16 protein-coding genes are annotated in these 13,096 nt (G+C 72.4%); 7 read left to right on the top strand and 9 right to left on the bottom strand.

Going from position 1 to position 13,096, the window contains the following annotated elements:
- Window positions 1-87: 87 nt before the first annotated feature.
- A complete protein-coding gene (locus tag ABIB37_RS07210) occupies window positions 88-954 on the top strand; it encodes an endonuclease domain-containing protein (RefSeq protein ID WP_354258606.1) in 867 nt (288 codons plus the stop codon).
- A 73-nt stretch (window positions 955-1,027) separates the two neighbouring features.
- Here ABIB37_RS07210 and ccsB read toward each other — a convergent pair whose 3' ends face one another.
- Genes ccsB through ABIB37_RS07185 form a run of 5 tightly spaced genes read right to left on the bottom strand, consistent with a single transcriptional unit; the run spans window position 1,028 to window position 5,594 of the window.
- A complete protein-coding gene (ccsB, locus tag ABIB37_RS07205; RefSeq protein WP_354261557.1) occupies window positions 1,028-1,906 on the bottom strand; it encodes a c-type cytochrome biogenesis protein CcsB in 879 nt (292 codons plus the stop codon).
- A 47-nt stretch (window positions 1,907-1,953) separates the two neighbouring features.
- Window positions 1,954-3,573, bottom strand: coding sequence for a cytochrome c biogenesis protein ResB (gene resB, locus ABIB37_RS07200; protein WP_354258603.1), 1,620 nt, complete (start codon window positions 3,571-3,573; stop codon window positions 1,954-1,956).
- Window positions 3,557-4,333 carry a cytochrome c biogenesis CcdA family protein gene (locus tag ABIB37_RS07195; protein WP_502914066.1) on the bottom strand — a complete coding sequence of 259 codons (777 nt, stop codon included), beginning with the start codon at window positions 4,331-4,333 and terminating at the stop codon, window positions 3,557-3,559. The genes resB and ABIB37_RS07195 overlap by 17 nt, the downstream gene beginning before the upstream one ends.
- A 35-nt stretch (window positions 4,334-4,368) precedes the next feature.
- On the bottom strand, window positions 4,369-4,929 hold the full coding sequence (locus ABIB37_RS07190) for a TlpA family protein disulfide reductase (RefSeq protein WP_354258598.1): 561 nt from the start codon (window positions 4,927-4,929) through the stop codon (window positions 4,369-4,371).
- Window positions 4,930-4,940: 11 nt separating this feature from the next.
- Window positions 4,941-5,594 (bottom strand): histidine phosphatase family protein, encoded by a 654-nt coding sequence (locus ABIB37_RS07185; protein WP_354258595.1) that lies wholly within the window; start codon window positions 5,592-5,594, stop codon window positions 4,941-4,943.
- A 77-nt stretch (window positions 5,595-5,671) separates the two neighbouring features.
- Here ABIB37_RS07185 and ABIB37_RS07180 point away from each other — a divergent pair, with 77 nt between their 5' ends.
- The 3 genes from ABIB37_RS07180 to aspS all read left to right on the top strand — a co-directional run bounded on the left by ABIB37_RS07180 (window position 5,672) and on the right by aspS (window position 8,073).
- Window positions 5,672-6,388 carry a 3-keto-5-aminohexanoate cleavage protein gene (locus tag ABIB37_RS07180; protein ID WP_354258592.1) on the top strand — a complete coding sequence of 239 codons (717 nt, stop codon included), beginning with the start codon at window positions 5,672-5,674 and terminating at the stop codon, window positions 6,386-6,388.
- A gap of 37 nt (window positions 6,389-6,425) precedes the next feature.
- Window positions 6,426-6,719: a hypothetical protein gene (locus tag ABIB37_RS07175; protein WP_354258589.1), complete on the top strand. Its 294-nt coding sequence runs from the start codon at window positions 6,426-6,428 to the stop codon at window positions 6,717-6,719.
- 61 nt (window positions 6,720-6,780) lie between these two features.
- A complete protein-coding gene (gene aspS, locus ABIB37_RS07170; RefSeq protein WP_354261556.1) occupies window positions 6,781-8,073 on the top strand; it encodes an aspartate--tRNA(Asn) ligase in 1,293 nt (430 codons plus the stop codon).
- A gap of 57 nt (window positions 8,074-8,130) precedes the next feature.
- Here the strand turns inward: aspS and ABIB37_RS07165 are convergent, their stop codons facing one another.
- From ABIB37_RS07165 to ABIB37_RS07155, 3 genes are all read right to left on the bottom strand, one after another.
- Window positions 8,131-8,388, bottom strand: coding sequence for a glutaredoxin family protein (locus ABIB37_RS07165; protein WP_354258587.1), 258 nt, complete (start codon window positions 8,386-8,388; stop codon window positions 8,131-8,133).
- A gap of 84 nt (window positions 8,389-8,472) precedes the next feature.
- Window positions 8,473-8,571, bottom strand: a complete 99-nt coding sequence (locus tag ABIB37_RS07160) for a 30S ribosomal protein bS22 (RefSeq protein ID WP_021011861.1) — start codon at window positions 8,569-8,571, stop codon at window positions 8,473-8,475.
- 160 nt (window positions 8,572-8,731) lie between these two features.
- The gene (locus ABIB37_RS07155) at window positions 8,732-9,448 is read right to left on the bottom strand and encodes an ArsR/SmtB family transcription factor (protein WP_354258584.1); all 717 of its coding nucleotides are present in this window, start codon (window positions 9,446-9,448) and stop codon (window positions 8,732-8,734) included.
- A gap of 194 nt (window positions 9,449-9,642) precedes the next feature.
- Here ABIB37_RS07155 and ABIB37_RS07150 point away from each other — a divergent pair, with 194 nt between their 5' ends.
- Genes ABIB37_RS07150 through ABIB37_RS07140 form a run of 3 tightly spaced genes read left to right on the top strand, consistent with a single transcriptional unit; the run spans window position 9,643 to window position 12,134 of the window.
- Complete coding sequence (locus ABIB37_RS07150; RefSeq protein ID WP_354258582.1) at window positions 9,643-11,073, top strand: TrkH family potassium uptake protein; 1,431 nt, start codon at window positions 9,643-9,645, stop codon at window positions 11,071-11,073.
- Window positions 11,066-11,737, top strand: a complete 672-nt coding sequence (locus ABIB37_RS07145) for a potassium channel family protein (RefSeq protein ID WP_354258579.1) — start codon at window positions 11,066-11,068, stop codon at window positions 11,735-11,737. The genes ABIB37_RS07150 and ABIB37_RS07145 overlap by 8 nt, the downstream gene beginning before the upstream one ends.
- 7 nt (window positions 11,738-11,744) lie before the next feature.
- A complete protein-coding gene (locus tag ABIB37_RS07140) occupies window positions 11,745-12,134 on the top strand; it encodes a YchJ family protein (RefSeq protein ID WP_354258576.1) in 390 nt (129 codons plus the stop codon).
- Between the two features lie 27 nt (window positions 12,135-12,161).
- Here ABIB37_RS07140 and proC read toward each other — a convergent pair whose 3' ends face one another.
- On the bottom strand, window positions 12,162-12,986 hold the full coding sequence (gene proC / locus ABIB37_RS07135) for a pyrroline-5-carboxylate reductase (RefSeq protein WP_354258575.1): 825 nt from the start codon (window positions 12,984-12,986) through the stop codon (window positions 12,162-12,164).
- Window positions 12,987-13,096: the final 110 nt, after the last annotated feature.

Raw genomic sequence — 13,096 nt, 5'->3', positions numbered from 1 at the left:
TGAGCTACCACCCGCGACGTTGAGATCTCTCCACAGCGGGGCTTGCCGCGGCAGCGGCAGCCGCGGCGGGCACGGCATGCTCCGCCGATGGACTTCCTGGAGTGGTTGGACGCGAATGGCGGGGTCTGCACCATGCAGTCGGCTCGGGACCGCATGTCGAAGGATGCGCTCGACAGCATGCAGGGAAGCGCGCTGTGGACCCCGTTGCGCGGATGGGTCGCTCGCGTGGGCGTGCAGAACGACGTCACGCGTTCGCTGCAGGCCGGCGGCGTCGCCTCGTGCGTGACGGCGTTCCGATCGCTCGGGCTGTGGACGCCGCATGGCCCGCAGCTGCTGCACGTGCGGGTGCGGCGGCGAACCCACAGCGCACGCGTCGCGCTCAGCGCGGTCACCGACGGCAGGGTGCTGCACCGAATGCACGACCGCATCGACGAGGTGCGGCCCCGCCACGGCGTCGACTCGGCCCTCGACGCCCTCGCCGTCGCAACGGGCTGCGTCGCGCCCGATGAGCTGCTGGCCGCGGCCGACTCGGCGCTCGCCAAGCAGCTAGTGAACCGCGAGCAGCTGCGGGAGCTCGCGCTGGCGCTGCCGCGGCGCCGACGCAGCGGTCTCGACTGGGCGACCGGGCTTGCGGGATCCGGCACCGAGTCGACCTTCGCGGCGATGCTGCGGCGCGCGCACGTGCGCTTCGTGCAGCAGCCAGAGCTGATGCGCGAGCGCTTCGTCGACTTCCTGATCGGCCGGTGCCTGGTGGTCGAGATCGACTCGCAGCTGTGGCACGCGACGCCGGAGCAGCAGGCCGCAGACCGGGCCAGAGACGCCGAGCTCACTCGACGCGGCTACGTCGTGCTCCGGTTCACGTACGAGCAGGTGCTCTTCCAGCAGGACTACGTGATGGGAACGGTGCTCGCCGTCGTCCGACGCGGCGCCCACCTCCGTCAGCCCTGGGGCTGAGTGTTCTCAACGTCGCGGGTGGTCGCTCATCCCGCATACGCGGGTCTGCAACCACCCGCGACGTTGAGAACCGCTAGAGGCCGCTGTAGGCGTGGAGGCCCTTGAAGAAGAGGTTCACGACCGTGAAGTTGAAGAGGATGGCGGCGAAGCCGATCAGCTGCAGCCAGGCCGACCGCGAGCCGCGCCAGCCGCGCGTCGCGCGCGCGTGGATGTAGCCGGCGTAGATGACCCAGATCACGAAGGTCCAGACCTCCTTCGTGTCCCAGCCCCAGTAGCGGCCCCAGGCGTGCTCGGCCCAGACGGCGCCGGCGATGAGCGTGAAGGTCCAGAAGATGAAGCCGACCACGCCGACGCGGTACGCGAGGTCCTCGAGCTGCACCGCCGAGGGGAGCGAGCGCAGGAAGCCGCTGTCGCGACGCTCCTTGACGAGCTGCAGGATGCTGAGGCTCGACCCGAGCGCGAAGAAGCCGGTCGCGAGCGTCGCCACGAAGACGTGGATGACGAGCCAGTACGACTGGAGCGCCGGCGGCAGCGGCGTGGGCGCGACGTAGAAGTTGACGGTCGCGACGCCGAGGGAGACCGTCGCGAGCCCGGTGATGAACACACCGAGGAAGTTCAGGTCGCGCCAGACGCGCGACACCACGAAGACGCCCACGATGACGGCGACGCCGGTGAGCGCGAACTCGTACATGTTCGCCCACGGCACGCGGCCGGCGGAGAGCCCGCGCAGCACGTCGCCCGCGACGTGCAGCACCCAGGCGAGCACCGTCAGCACGTAGCCGATCCGGGCGCCGCGACCGGGCAGCGCAGCCGCGGGCGCCGCAGCCGGAACCGCCGGCGCATCGATCGGCGCGCCCGCACCGACGAGCTCGCGCTCGGCGGGCGCCTTCGCCGCCGACCGGCGCGCGACGTCGACCGCGTACGCGATGAACGCGAGCGTGTACACCGCCATCGCGGAGTACACGAGCAGCAGCGAGTAGGAGTCGAGGTCGGCCAGGGTCACGGTTCGATCCTACGCTCGTGGCCGTCGCCCGGCTCGTCCGGAGCCTCGCCCGGCCACCCCTCGCGGACGCGCTTGGCGAGGTCGTCGACCGCGCGCTCGAGCGTCGGGTCGTCGCCGCGCGCGAGGCCCGCGAGCTCGAGACCGGCAGGCGTCGCCTTCACCCACATGCGGCGGCGCGGGATGAGCAGCGACCCGAGCAGCGACACGAACAGCACGATCACGATCCACAGCACCGGCGTCTGCGTGTGGTCGACGTGCACCTCGATGACGCCGTAGCGCCGCACGTCCTCGAACGTGATCGTGCCGAGACCGCCGGGGATGTCGATCGTCTGCCCGGCCGCGAGCGTCAGCGACTCGGTGCCCGAGTCGCCGCCGGCGATCTGCGTCATCGTGTCGGTGTCGAGCGCGTAGACCGAGCGCGGGATGCCCGCGTCGAGCCCGAGGTCGCCCGTGAACGCCTGCAGCGACAGCACCGGGTTGGCGAGGTCGGGGTAGGCGGATGCGAGCGCGCCCGTCTCGAGCGGCACGGCCGTCGGGTAGAAGAAGCCGCGCAGGCCGAGCTGCTCCTCGAGCCCATCGGGCAGCTTGATCACGCCGAGGCTCGTCATGTTGTCGTCCTGCGCGAGGAAGGGCGTGTACTGGTCGTAGACGACCTCGCCTGAGGCGTCGCGCACCGAGATGCGCGGCGCGTACCCGTTGGAGATCAGGTAGAGGTCGGCGCCGGCGACCCGCAGCGGCTCGTTGACCTTGATCTGCCCCTCCCGCTGCACGCCGTCCTCCGTCGCCGACACCCGCGCCGTGAAGTCGAGCGGAGCGCCGACGGCGTTCGGGTTCTCGGTCTCGTAGACGACGTCGAGCCCGTCGAGCTCAACCGCGAACGGCTCGAGGCCGTCGTCGTCGAACCACTGCCCCGCCGTGAACGAGTCGTAGCTCGTCAGCGTGTTCGCGAACCCACTGCCCTCGACGAGCAGCCGCTGCCCCGAGTAGCCGAAGCCCGACCCCAGGCCGACGACGAGCAGCAGCGCGAGCATCGAGATGTGGAAGAGCAGGTTGCCGGTCTCGCGCAGGTAGCCGCGCTCCGCCGACACCGAGTCGCCGTAGCGCGTCGTGCGGTAGCCGAGCCGGCGCAGCACGCGGTCGGCGCGGTCGAGGTCGGATGCCCCGCCCGGCACGACCTGGAACCCGACGAGCCGCGACAGCCGCGCCGGGGTGCGCGGCGGGAGCGCCCGCATCGCCTTCCAGTGGTGCGCGAGGCGCGGGATGACGCAGCCGACGAGCGAGGTGAACAGCAGGATGTAGATCGCCGAGAACCACGGGCTCGAGTACACGTCGTGCAGCGACAGCGCGTCGTAGAGCCAGACGAGCTCGGGGTTCTCGGCGCGCACCTGGATGACGCCGTTCGGGTCGGAGGAGCGCTGCGGCACGAGGCTGCCCGGCACCGCCGCGATCGCGAGCAGCAGGAGCAGCACGATCGCGGTCCGCATCGAGGTGAGCTGCCGCCAGAGGAAGCGTGCCCAGCCGCGCGGCCCCAGCTTGGGGTCGCCGGGCTGCCGAGCCGGCGCCTCCGGCGAGTCGATGTGGTCGCCCGGCCGCAGCGGGTCAGATGATCGTGACAACGGAGGCGATCCATCCTTGGAGCGATTGCATGATGGCGTTCCACGCGCCCGTGACCATGAGCACGCCGACGGCGATGAGCATCGCCCCGCCGAGCACGTTCACGAGGCGGATGTGCCGGCGCAGCCACGCGACGGCGCCGCCGGCCCAGCCGAGGCCGAGCGCGATGAGCAGGAACGGCACACCCAGGCCGAGGGCGTAGGCGAGGCCGAGGATCGCGCCCTGCCAGGCGGATCCGGTGGTGACGGTGAGCGCGCTGATGGCGGCGAGCGTCGGCCCCGAGCAGGGCGTCCAGCCGAGCGCGAAGACGACGCCGACGAGCGGCGCGGCCCACATCCCGCCGGCCTTCACCTGCTGCGGCTTCCAGATGCGCTGCAGGAACGAGAACTGCCCGACGAAGACGAGCCCGAGCAGGATCAGCACGACGCCGAGGATGCGCACGATGAGGTCGCTGTACTGCAGCAGGAACGAGCTCACCCCGCCGACGATCGCGGTGCCGAGCACGAAGACGAGCGTGAAGCCGGCGATGAAGAGCGCGACGCCCGCGACGAGCCGGCCGCGACCGCCCCGCTCCCCCACGAGCGACCCGACGAGGCCGAGGTAGCCGGGCACGAGCGGCAGGATGCACGGGCTCGCGAACGAGACGAGGCCGGCGAGCAGCGCGATCGGCAGCGAGACGAGCAGCTGCCCGCTCAGCACCGCGCCGGCCGGGTCGAACGCCGCCGCGTCGATCGCGGCAGCACCGGCGACGGCGGGGACCATCGCGGCTGCGGGTGCGACGAGCGCGAGAGCGGCACTCACCGCTCGAGCTCCTCCCGCAGCAGCGTCGAGAGGATGCTCGTGTCGGTCACGGCGCCCGAGACGCGGGCGGCGACGCGGCCCTCCGCGTCGAGGATGATCGTCGACGGCACGGCGTTCGGCGCGACGATGCCGGTGAAGGCGAGCTGCGCGGATGCGGTCTCGTCGTCGAGGATCGACGGGTACTCGATCCCGAACTGCTCCTCGAAGGCGGCCGCCTGCGCCGCGCCGTCGCGGGTGTTGACGCCGAGGAAGCTCACCCGGTCGCCGAGCTCGGCGTGCAGCTCGGCGAGCACCGGCGCCTCGATGCGGCACGGCGGGCACGCGGCGTACCAGAAGTTGACGAGGGTGACGCCGTCGAGCTCCGCGGAGTCGAGGTCGCCGCCGTCGACGAGCGGGCCGGCGAACGCGGCGGGCGCCGCGCGCTGGTCGGGCGCGATCTCGGTGACGATGCCGTCGCCGGCGATGTAGCCCGCATCGCCGACCTGCCCGGCCACGCCGTCGGCCGACGCGCAGCCCGCGAGCGCGAGCCCGGCGAGCACCATGGCGGCCACGCGCATCCGGCGGCGCATCACACCGCCCCCGCGTCGATCGCCGCGACGCCGGCGGCGGGCTCGGCGTAGTCGACCTCGACGAAGCGGCCATCGACGCGCGCGAAGCTCGTGATCGACGACAGCTGGCAGCGCCGCGAGCGCGGGTCGTGCCACAGGCGCTGCCCCGCGATGGCGAGGTGCGCCATCCAGATCGGCGACTGGTGGCTGACGAAGACGATGTCGCCGTCGTCCTCGGACTCGGCGAGCTCGTCCCAGGCGTCCTCCATCGCGGCGATGACGCGCTGCGCGATCGCGCGGTACGGCTCGCCCCACGACGGGCGGAACGGGTTGCGGAGCAGCGGCCACGCGGAGGGGTGCCGCAGCGCCCCGCTCGCCTCGAACGTCTTGCCCTCGAACTGGTTCGTCGGCTCGATGATGCGGCGCTCGGTGCGGATGTCGAGCGAGAAGGCGTCGGCCCACGGCTGCGCCGACTGCTGCGCGCGCTCGAGCGGGCTCGCGGCGAGCCGCACGACCGAGCGGGCGGCCTGGCCGGTCGCGAGGTGCTCGGCGGCGAGCGCGGCCATCCGGTGGCCGCGCTCGGAGAGCACGAAGCCCGGCATGCGGCCGTAGAGCACGCGACCGGGGTTGTCGACCTCGCCGTGGCGCACGAGATGGAGGCGGCGGGCGGGCATGGCCTCCATCGTACCGGCGCTCCCTATCAACGCGGCACGGGCGGCCCGCCCCGGGTGAGGCCCGTACGCTCGCTCGCATGCTGGTGAAGGCCTGCCTGAACGGCGCCCGCGACGTGTCCGCCCACCCGCGGCTCCGGCCCGATCCCGGGGTGCTCGCCGCCGAGGCGGCGGCTTCGGTCGCAGCCGGCGCGGCCGCGGTGCACCTGCACCCGAAGGATGCGGACGGGCGCGACAGCCTCGCGCCCGGCGACCTCGACCGCTTCGTGGCCGCCGCGCGCGCCGCCGTCGACGTGCCGGTCGGCGTGACGACGGGTGCCTGGACCGGCGACGCCGACGCGCGCATCGCAGCGATCCGCGGTTGGCGCACGCTGCCCGACTTCGCGTCCGTCAACGCCCACGAGGAGGGTGCGGAACGGGTCGCCGCGACGCTGCTCGACCGGGGCGTCGGCATTGAGGCGGGGCTCTGGAGCGTGGCGGCGCTCGAGCGCTGGCTGCGCTGGCCGATGCGCTCGGCCTGTATGCGCGTGCTCGTCGAGATCCCGGACCTCGACGACCGGGTGGCGATCGAGCGCCTCGCCCGCCGGCTCGTGGACGGCGCGCGCGCCGCGGAGCCGTCGATCGAGGTGCTGCTCCACGGCGAGGAGCGATCCACCTGGCGCGCGATCGACCTCGCGCTCGCGTGGCGGCTGCCGACCCGCGCTGGCCTCGAGGACTCGACGCTCCTGCCGGACGGGAGCGTCGCCGAGGGCAACGCCGCCCTCGTGCGGGCGGTCGTGGAGCGCGCGGCGACCTGAGCGCAGCCTGGACCGAGCGGCAGGGGAAGATGGACCCGTGCCCCTCCTCGTCCCGCTCGCGATCGCGCTCGTCGTCGTGCTCGCCGCAAGCCTCATGTGGACGTGGGCGCGCTACCTCGCCCATCGCGCCTACGCGACGCCCGCCGCGCTCGTCGTCGGCGCGCTCGCGGCCGCGGGCGTCTGGCTGCTCGTCGCCTCCGACGGGCCGGGTGCGCCGGTGAGCGCGACGCCCGGATGGGTCGTGCTCGCCGCATCCGTCGTCGCGCTCGTGGGCGGCTGGGTCGCGCTCGCGACCGTCGCCCCCGCAGCGGTCGAGCGCCGCCGCCGCTGACCCGGCGCCCGCCGGGGGCGCCGCACCGGGCCGGTAGGATCGGGCCGTGACCTCTCGCACCCTGATCCATGACCTCGCATCGCTCCCCGACGGCCCCGTGAAGGTGCAGGGCTGGGTCGAGACGGTGCGCGATCAGAAGCGCGTGCAGTTCGTGATCCTGCGCGACGAGTCGGGCTCGGCCCAGCTCGTGAACCCGGTCAACGACGACACCGCGGAGACCGCCGCGACCATCTCGGGCCTCATGCACGGCTCCTTCATCACCGTCGAGGGCGACCTCAAGGCGGACGAGCGCGTCAAGCTCGGCGGGCTCGAGGTCAAGGTGCGCTCGCTCACCGTCGAGTCGGTCGCGAAGGACAGCCCGATCGCCGACGACTCGTCGATCGACAAGCGCCTCGACTGGCGCTTCCTCGACCTGCGCCGCCCCGAGGCGCAGCTGATCTTCCGCGTGCAGACGACGATCGAGCACGCGATGCGCCAGCACTGGATCGACGAGGGCTTCATCGAGCTCCACACCCCGAAGCTCATGGCGACGGCCTCCGAGTCGCGCGCCGAGCTCTTCGAGGTGCCCTACTTCGAGACCACCGCCTACCTCGCGCAGTCGCCGCAGCTCTTCAAGCAGATGGCGCAGTCCGCCGGCTTCGGCAAGATCTTCGAGATCGGCCCGGCCTTCCGCGCCGACCCCTCCTACACGAGCCGCCACGCGACCGAGTTCACCTCGATCGACAGCGAGATCTCCTGGATCGACTCGCACGAGGAGGTCATGCAGCTCCACGAGGCGCTGCTGGCCAAGGCGGTCACCGCGGTCGTCGAGCGCCACGGCGCCGAGATCGAGCAGCACTTCGGCATCGTGCTCGAGGCGCCGACGCTGCCCTTCCCGCGCATCCCGCACGCCGAGGTCAAGGCGATCGTGGAGGCCCGCGGCCACACGATCGAGCGCGAGGACGGTGACCTCGACCCCGAGGCGGAGCGCCAGATCTCGGCGCACGTCAAGGAGACGATGGGCCACGACTTCGTCTTCGTCACGGAGTTCCCGTCGAGCGTGCGGCCGTTCTACCACCTGCGGCCCGAGGGCCGGGCCGACGTCACGAACTCGTACGACCTCATCTACAACGGCGTCGAGATCTCGACCGGCGCGCAGCGCGAGCACCGCGTCGAGGTGCTCGAGGCGCAGATCGTCGAGAAGGGCATGAACCCCGCGGAGCTCGAGGAGTACCTCGACTTCTTCCGCTACGGCACGCCCCCGCACGGCGGCTTCGGCATGGGCCTCGCGCGCGTCGTCATGCTCATGCTCGGCCTCGGCTCGATCCGCGAGTCGACGTACCTCTTCCGCGGCCCGACGCGCCTCACGCCGTAACGGCAGCCGCCCGCCTGGGGCCCGCGTCCGAGTCGCCCTGCGGTCGGACGCGGGCCCTCACGTCGTCGCGGCGATGGTCGCCTGGATGCGGTCGGTCAGCTTCGCGGCGTCGACGCGCCACGCGGAGTGCGGCCGGCCGTCGATCAGCACGACCGGGATGTCGTCGTGCCAGCGCGACTCGAGCGCGGGGTCGTCGAGGATCGACAGCTCGGTGAGCGTCGCTTGGGGGAACCCGGCGACGACCCGCTCGACGATCGGGCGCGCCTCGTCGCAGAGGTGGCAGCCAGGCTTGCCGATGAGCGTGATCTCGACCATGCAGCAAGCCTAGGTGGCCGCGCCGCCGCCCGCGGGAACGCAGAAGCCGGGACCCCGATGGGATCCCGGCTCTGGCGCAACCGACTACTTGCGGTTGCGACGCTGGTGGCGCGTCTTGCGAAGCAGCTTGCGGTGCTTCTTCTTCGCCATGCGCTTGCGGCGCTTCTTCACCACAGAACCCATAGAGGTTCCTCACTTCCGATCGGGATTGCTCGCTGACGCTGCACGACCTCGAGGTCCGCGCAGGGAAAACGCTCTCGGCATCCTACCGGAAAGCGGTGGACGCGCGCCCGGGGGCCTCCGGGCCCTCGGCGGATGCCTCGGCCGACCCGCCGCGGATGCCTCAGTCGAGGCGGGCGTCGTCGTCGTCGCGCGCCGCGTGGTCGTGCCCCGGACCGTCATGCCCGGCGCGCTCGCTCGTGCCGTCGGCCTCGCCCTCGATCGCCCGCGGGCGCTTCTTGTCGCGGGCGTCGTCGAACCGCTGGGTCGCGCGTGCCTGCAGCTCGACGAGGCGCTCCTGCACGTCGTGGATGCGATCCCTCGCCTCCTGGACGCGCTCCTGGACGTCGTGCACGCTCTCGGCGGCCCGACGGCCCAGGGAGGCGCCGACGGGCGCCGGGTGCTCGACGCGGTCGGCCACCCGCGCGAGCGCCTGCTCGGCGGCGACCCTGGCCTGCTCCGCGGCGATGCGCGCCTGGTCCGCGGCGGCGCGCAGCGGTGCCTGCACGTTGACGCCCGCCCAGGCGGCGAAGGCGGCCGCGCCGAGCGTCGCCTCCTCCTGGTCGCCCTCGGCGAAGATGAAGGGCATCAGCCAGTCGTCGATCTCGTCGAAGGGCGTGAGCACGATGGCGTAGTGGCGGTGCTGGCCGTCCTCGCGCACCGTGACGAGCCCCGCGTCGCGGAGCGTCCGGAGGTGCTTCGACACCGTCGGCTGCGGCACGCCGAGCGCATCCACGATCTGGCTGACGCTCGCGTCGCCCGTCGTCGCGCGCCGCTCGAGCAGCACGCTGAGGATGTCCCGTCGCGTGCTGTCCGCGATCACGCTGAAGATGTCGGCCATGGCGAAAGCATGCCAGCGCGGGAGAGGCGCGCCAAACCGCGCCCCGGGGCCGGCGGTCGACGCGGCCGGCGCCTCGACCGCGACGTCGCCGCCGACGCCCGTCCCGATCGTCCCGAGCAGTTGGCGCAAGAGGACTACAGTGGGCCCGTTCTGCGCCGCTTCGCGGCGCTCGGTCCCCGCGAGAGGCACAGCAGGTGACGCAGCAGCGGACGTCGGGCGGCACGACGTTCCTCAGCCGATCCCGCGACTCCCTCGACCGCTTCACCGGCAGCTACCCGGCGCGCTTCGCGATCATGGTCTTCGCCGCCATGAACCTGCTCTTCATGCTGCTCTTCATGACCCCGTGGGCGAGCGCGACCGGCGAGCCGACCGGCCCGGTCGACGCCTTCTTCCAGGCGGTGAGCGTCGTCTGCGTCACGGGCCTCACGGTCGTCGACATGTCGACGCACTGGAGCCCGTTCGGCAACGCGGTCGTGCTGCTCGGCGTGCAGGTCGGCGGCATCGGCGTGCTGACGCTCGCCTCGATCCTGGGCCTCACGGTCGCGCGGCGGCTGGGGCTGCGGCAGAAGCTCATGGCCGCGAGCGACTCGAACCCCTCCCGCGTGCGCAAGGGCGTCGTCAAGGAGGGGCAGGCGATCCGGCTCGGCGAGGTCGGCGGGCTGCTGCGCACCGTCGCGCTCTCGGTGCTCGTCTTCGAGGCCGCGCTCATCGTGCTGCTGTTCCCGCGCATCCTGCTCGAGGGCAAGAACCCGCTGCAGGCGCTCTACGAGGCGACCTACTGGTCGTTCATGGCGTTCACGAACTCCGGCTTCGTGCCGACGGTCGAGGGCCTCGCCCCCTACGCGACCGACCCGTGGTTCCTCATCGTGCTCATGCTCGGCGTCTTCACCGGGTCGCTCGGCTTCCCCGTCTACTTCGTGCTGCTGCGGCACCTCGGCCGCCCCCGCCAGTGGTCGCTGCACGTCAAGCTCACGATCTCGGTCTCGCTCCTGCTCTTCCTCCTCGGCGGCCTCTCGTTCCTCGTGCTCGAGTGGGGCAACCCCGACTCGTGGGGCACGGATGGCTTCGGTCAGCAGCTGCTGCACGCGTTCTTCCTGTCGTCGATGGCGCGCTCCGGGGGCTTCGCCCTCGAGGACCTCGGCCTGCTCCACAACTCGAGCCTGCTCGTCACCGACATGCTGATGTTCGTCGGCGGCGGCTCCGCCTCGACCGCCGGCGGCATCAAGGTGACGACCCTCGCGATCCTGTTCCTCGCCGCCATCGCCGAAGCGCGCGGCCGCAAGTCGATGGAGGCGTTCGGCCGCCGCATCCCGTCGGACGTGCTGCGCCTGGCCGTCTCGGTCACGCTGTGGAGCGCGACGATCGTCGCGGGCGTCACGATCGTGCTGCTCGAGATCACCGGGGCGCCGCTGTCGTTCGTGCTGTTCGACGTGATCAGCGCCTTCGCGACCGTGGGGCTCTCGACCGGCTTCACCCACCCTGGCCTCGAGGACCCGGCCAAGATCATCCTGGCCATCACCATGTTCGTCGGGCGCATCGGTAGTGTGACGCTCGCCGCCGCTCTGGCGGCGAGCCAGACGACGCAGCTGTTCACCCGCCCAGAGGAGAGGCCGATCGTTGGTTGACAGGATCCCGCACGACGCACCGGTGCTCGTGATCGGCCTCGGCCGCTTCGGCGCCGCGACCGCCGGCCAGCTCGCGCGACTCGACCGCGAGGTGCTCGCCATCGACGGCGACATCAACCTCGTGCAGAAGTGGTCGGAGCGCCTCACGCACACGGTGCAGGCGGATGCGCGCTCGATCGACGCGCTCAAGCAGGTCGGTGCGCAGGACTTCGCGATCGCGGTGTGCGCGGTCGGCTCGTCGATTGAGGCGTCGGTGCTCATCGTCGCGAACCTCGTCGACCTCGGCATCCCGCAGATCTGGGCGAAGGCGATCAGCCAGTCGCACGGCAAGATCCTCAGCCGCATCGGCGCGAACCACGTCATCTACCCCGAGGCGGAGGCCGGCGAGCGCGTCGCGCACCTCGTCTCGGGCCGGATGCTCGACTACATCCAGTTCGACGACCAGTTCGCGATCGTGAAGATGTACCCGCCGAAGCACATCCGCGGCGTCACGCTCGCGGAGTCGAGGATTCGCTCGAAGTACCACCTGACCGTCGTCGGCGTGAAGAGCCCCGGTGGCGAGTTCACCTACGCGACGCCCGAGACGATCGTCTCGAACCACGACCTCATCATCGTCTCCGGCAACCAGGCCGACATCGAGCGGTTCGCGGGCCTGGGCGCCTGAGCGGCCGATGACGATCGACGACGCGAAGCGCTGCCCGTGCGGGACGGGCCTCGTCTACGGCGAGTGCTGCGGGCCGATCCACCGGCGCGAGCGCGAGGCTGCGACCGCCGAGGTGCTCATGCGGTCCCGCTTCACGGCGTTCGCGACCGGCGACGTCGACTGGCTGCTCGCCTCGTGGCACCCCACCACCCGGCCCCGATCGCTCGAGCTCGACCCGGGCATCCGCTGGCTGCGCCTCGAGATCCAGGGCACGAGCGGCGGCGGCCCCTTCGATCGCGAGGGCACCGTCGCCTTCGAGGCGCACTGGGTCGCCGACGGGCAGCGCGGCGTGCTGCGCGAGCTCAGCAGCTTCCGGCGCGACCAGGGCTGGCAGTACGTGGACGGCGACGCCGTCTGACGGGTCGGCGCCGGCGCGCCGGCGGGCTCAACCCGCGGCGAGCTCCTGCGCACGCGCGAGCGCCGCAGCGGTCGCGCGGTCGAAGACCTCGCCGAGCCCGGCGTCCTGCAGCACCGCGACGGCGCGCTCGGTCGTGCCCTTCGGGCTCGTGACCCGGCGGCGCAGCTCCGCCGGTGCCGAGCCGTCGGCAGCGAGCAGCTCGCTCGCACCGCGGAACGTGCCCTGCACCATCGTCGCCGCCTGCTCGGGAGTGAAGCCCATCCGCTCGGCCGCGGCCGTGAGCTCCTCGATGAGCAGGAAGACATAGGCGGGGCCGGAGCCCGAGATGGTCGAGAGCGCGTCGATCTGCGACTCGTCGACGACGATCACCTCGCCGACCGCCTCGAACATGCGGGCGACGAGCGCGACGTCGTCGTCGGAGGCGCGCGTGCCGCCCGCGACGCCCGTCACGCCCAGCCCGACGTGCGACGGGGTGTTCGGCATGGCGCGCACGACGGCGACGGATGCCGGCAGCGCCGCCTCGATCGACGCGACGGTCGTGCCGGCCGCGATCGAGACGACCACGGCATCCTCGGCGAGGTGCGGGGCGATCTCGCGCGCGAGGTCGACGATGCCGGCGGGCTTCACGCCGAGCACGACGAGCTTCGCGCCCGCGACCGCGCGGGCGTTGCCGTCCGGCTCGTCGGCGAGGGCGATCGACTCGACGCCGTCGAGCCGCACCGCGGCCGCCTTCTCGGCGGTGCGATTGGTCACGACGATGCGCTCGGCGCCGTGGCGTGCGAGCCCGGCGAGGATCGCACCGCCCATCGAGCCGACGCCGAGCATGGCGATGGGAGGGAGGGTCGCAGGCATGCGGCCAGGGTAACCGGGCGGCGCGGGTGACCGGGCGACCGGGCGGCACGGTGACCGGCGGCGCGGGCGGCCGGACGGCACGGGCCGACCCGCGCGCGTGCGTCGCGCGT

This window comes from Agrococcus sp. UYP10 (genome assembly GCF_040547205.1).
Lineage (GTDB): Bacteria > Actinomycetota > Actinomycetes > Actinomycetales > Microbacteriaceae > Agrococcus > Agrococcus jenensis.
The sequence above is the reverse complement of the archived record's forward strand: the minus strand, read 5'-3'. Positions and strand labels throughout refer to the sequence as shown.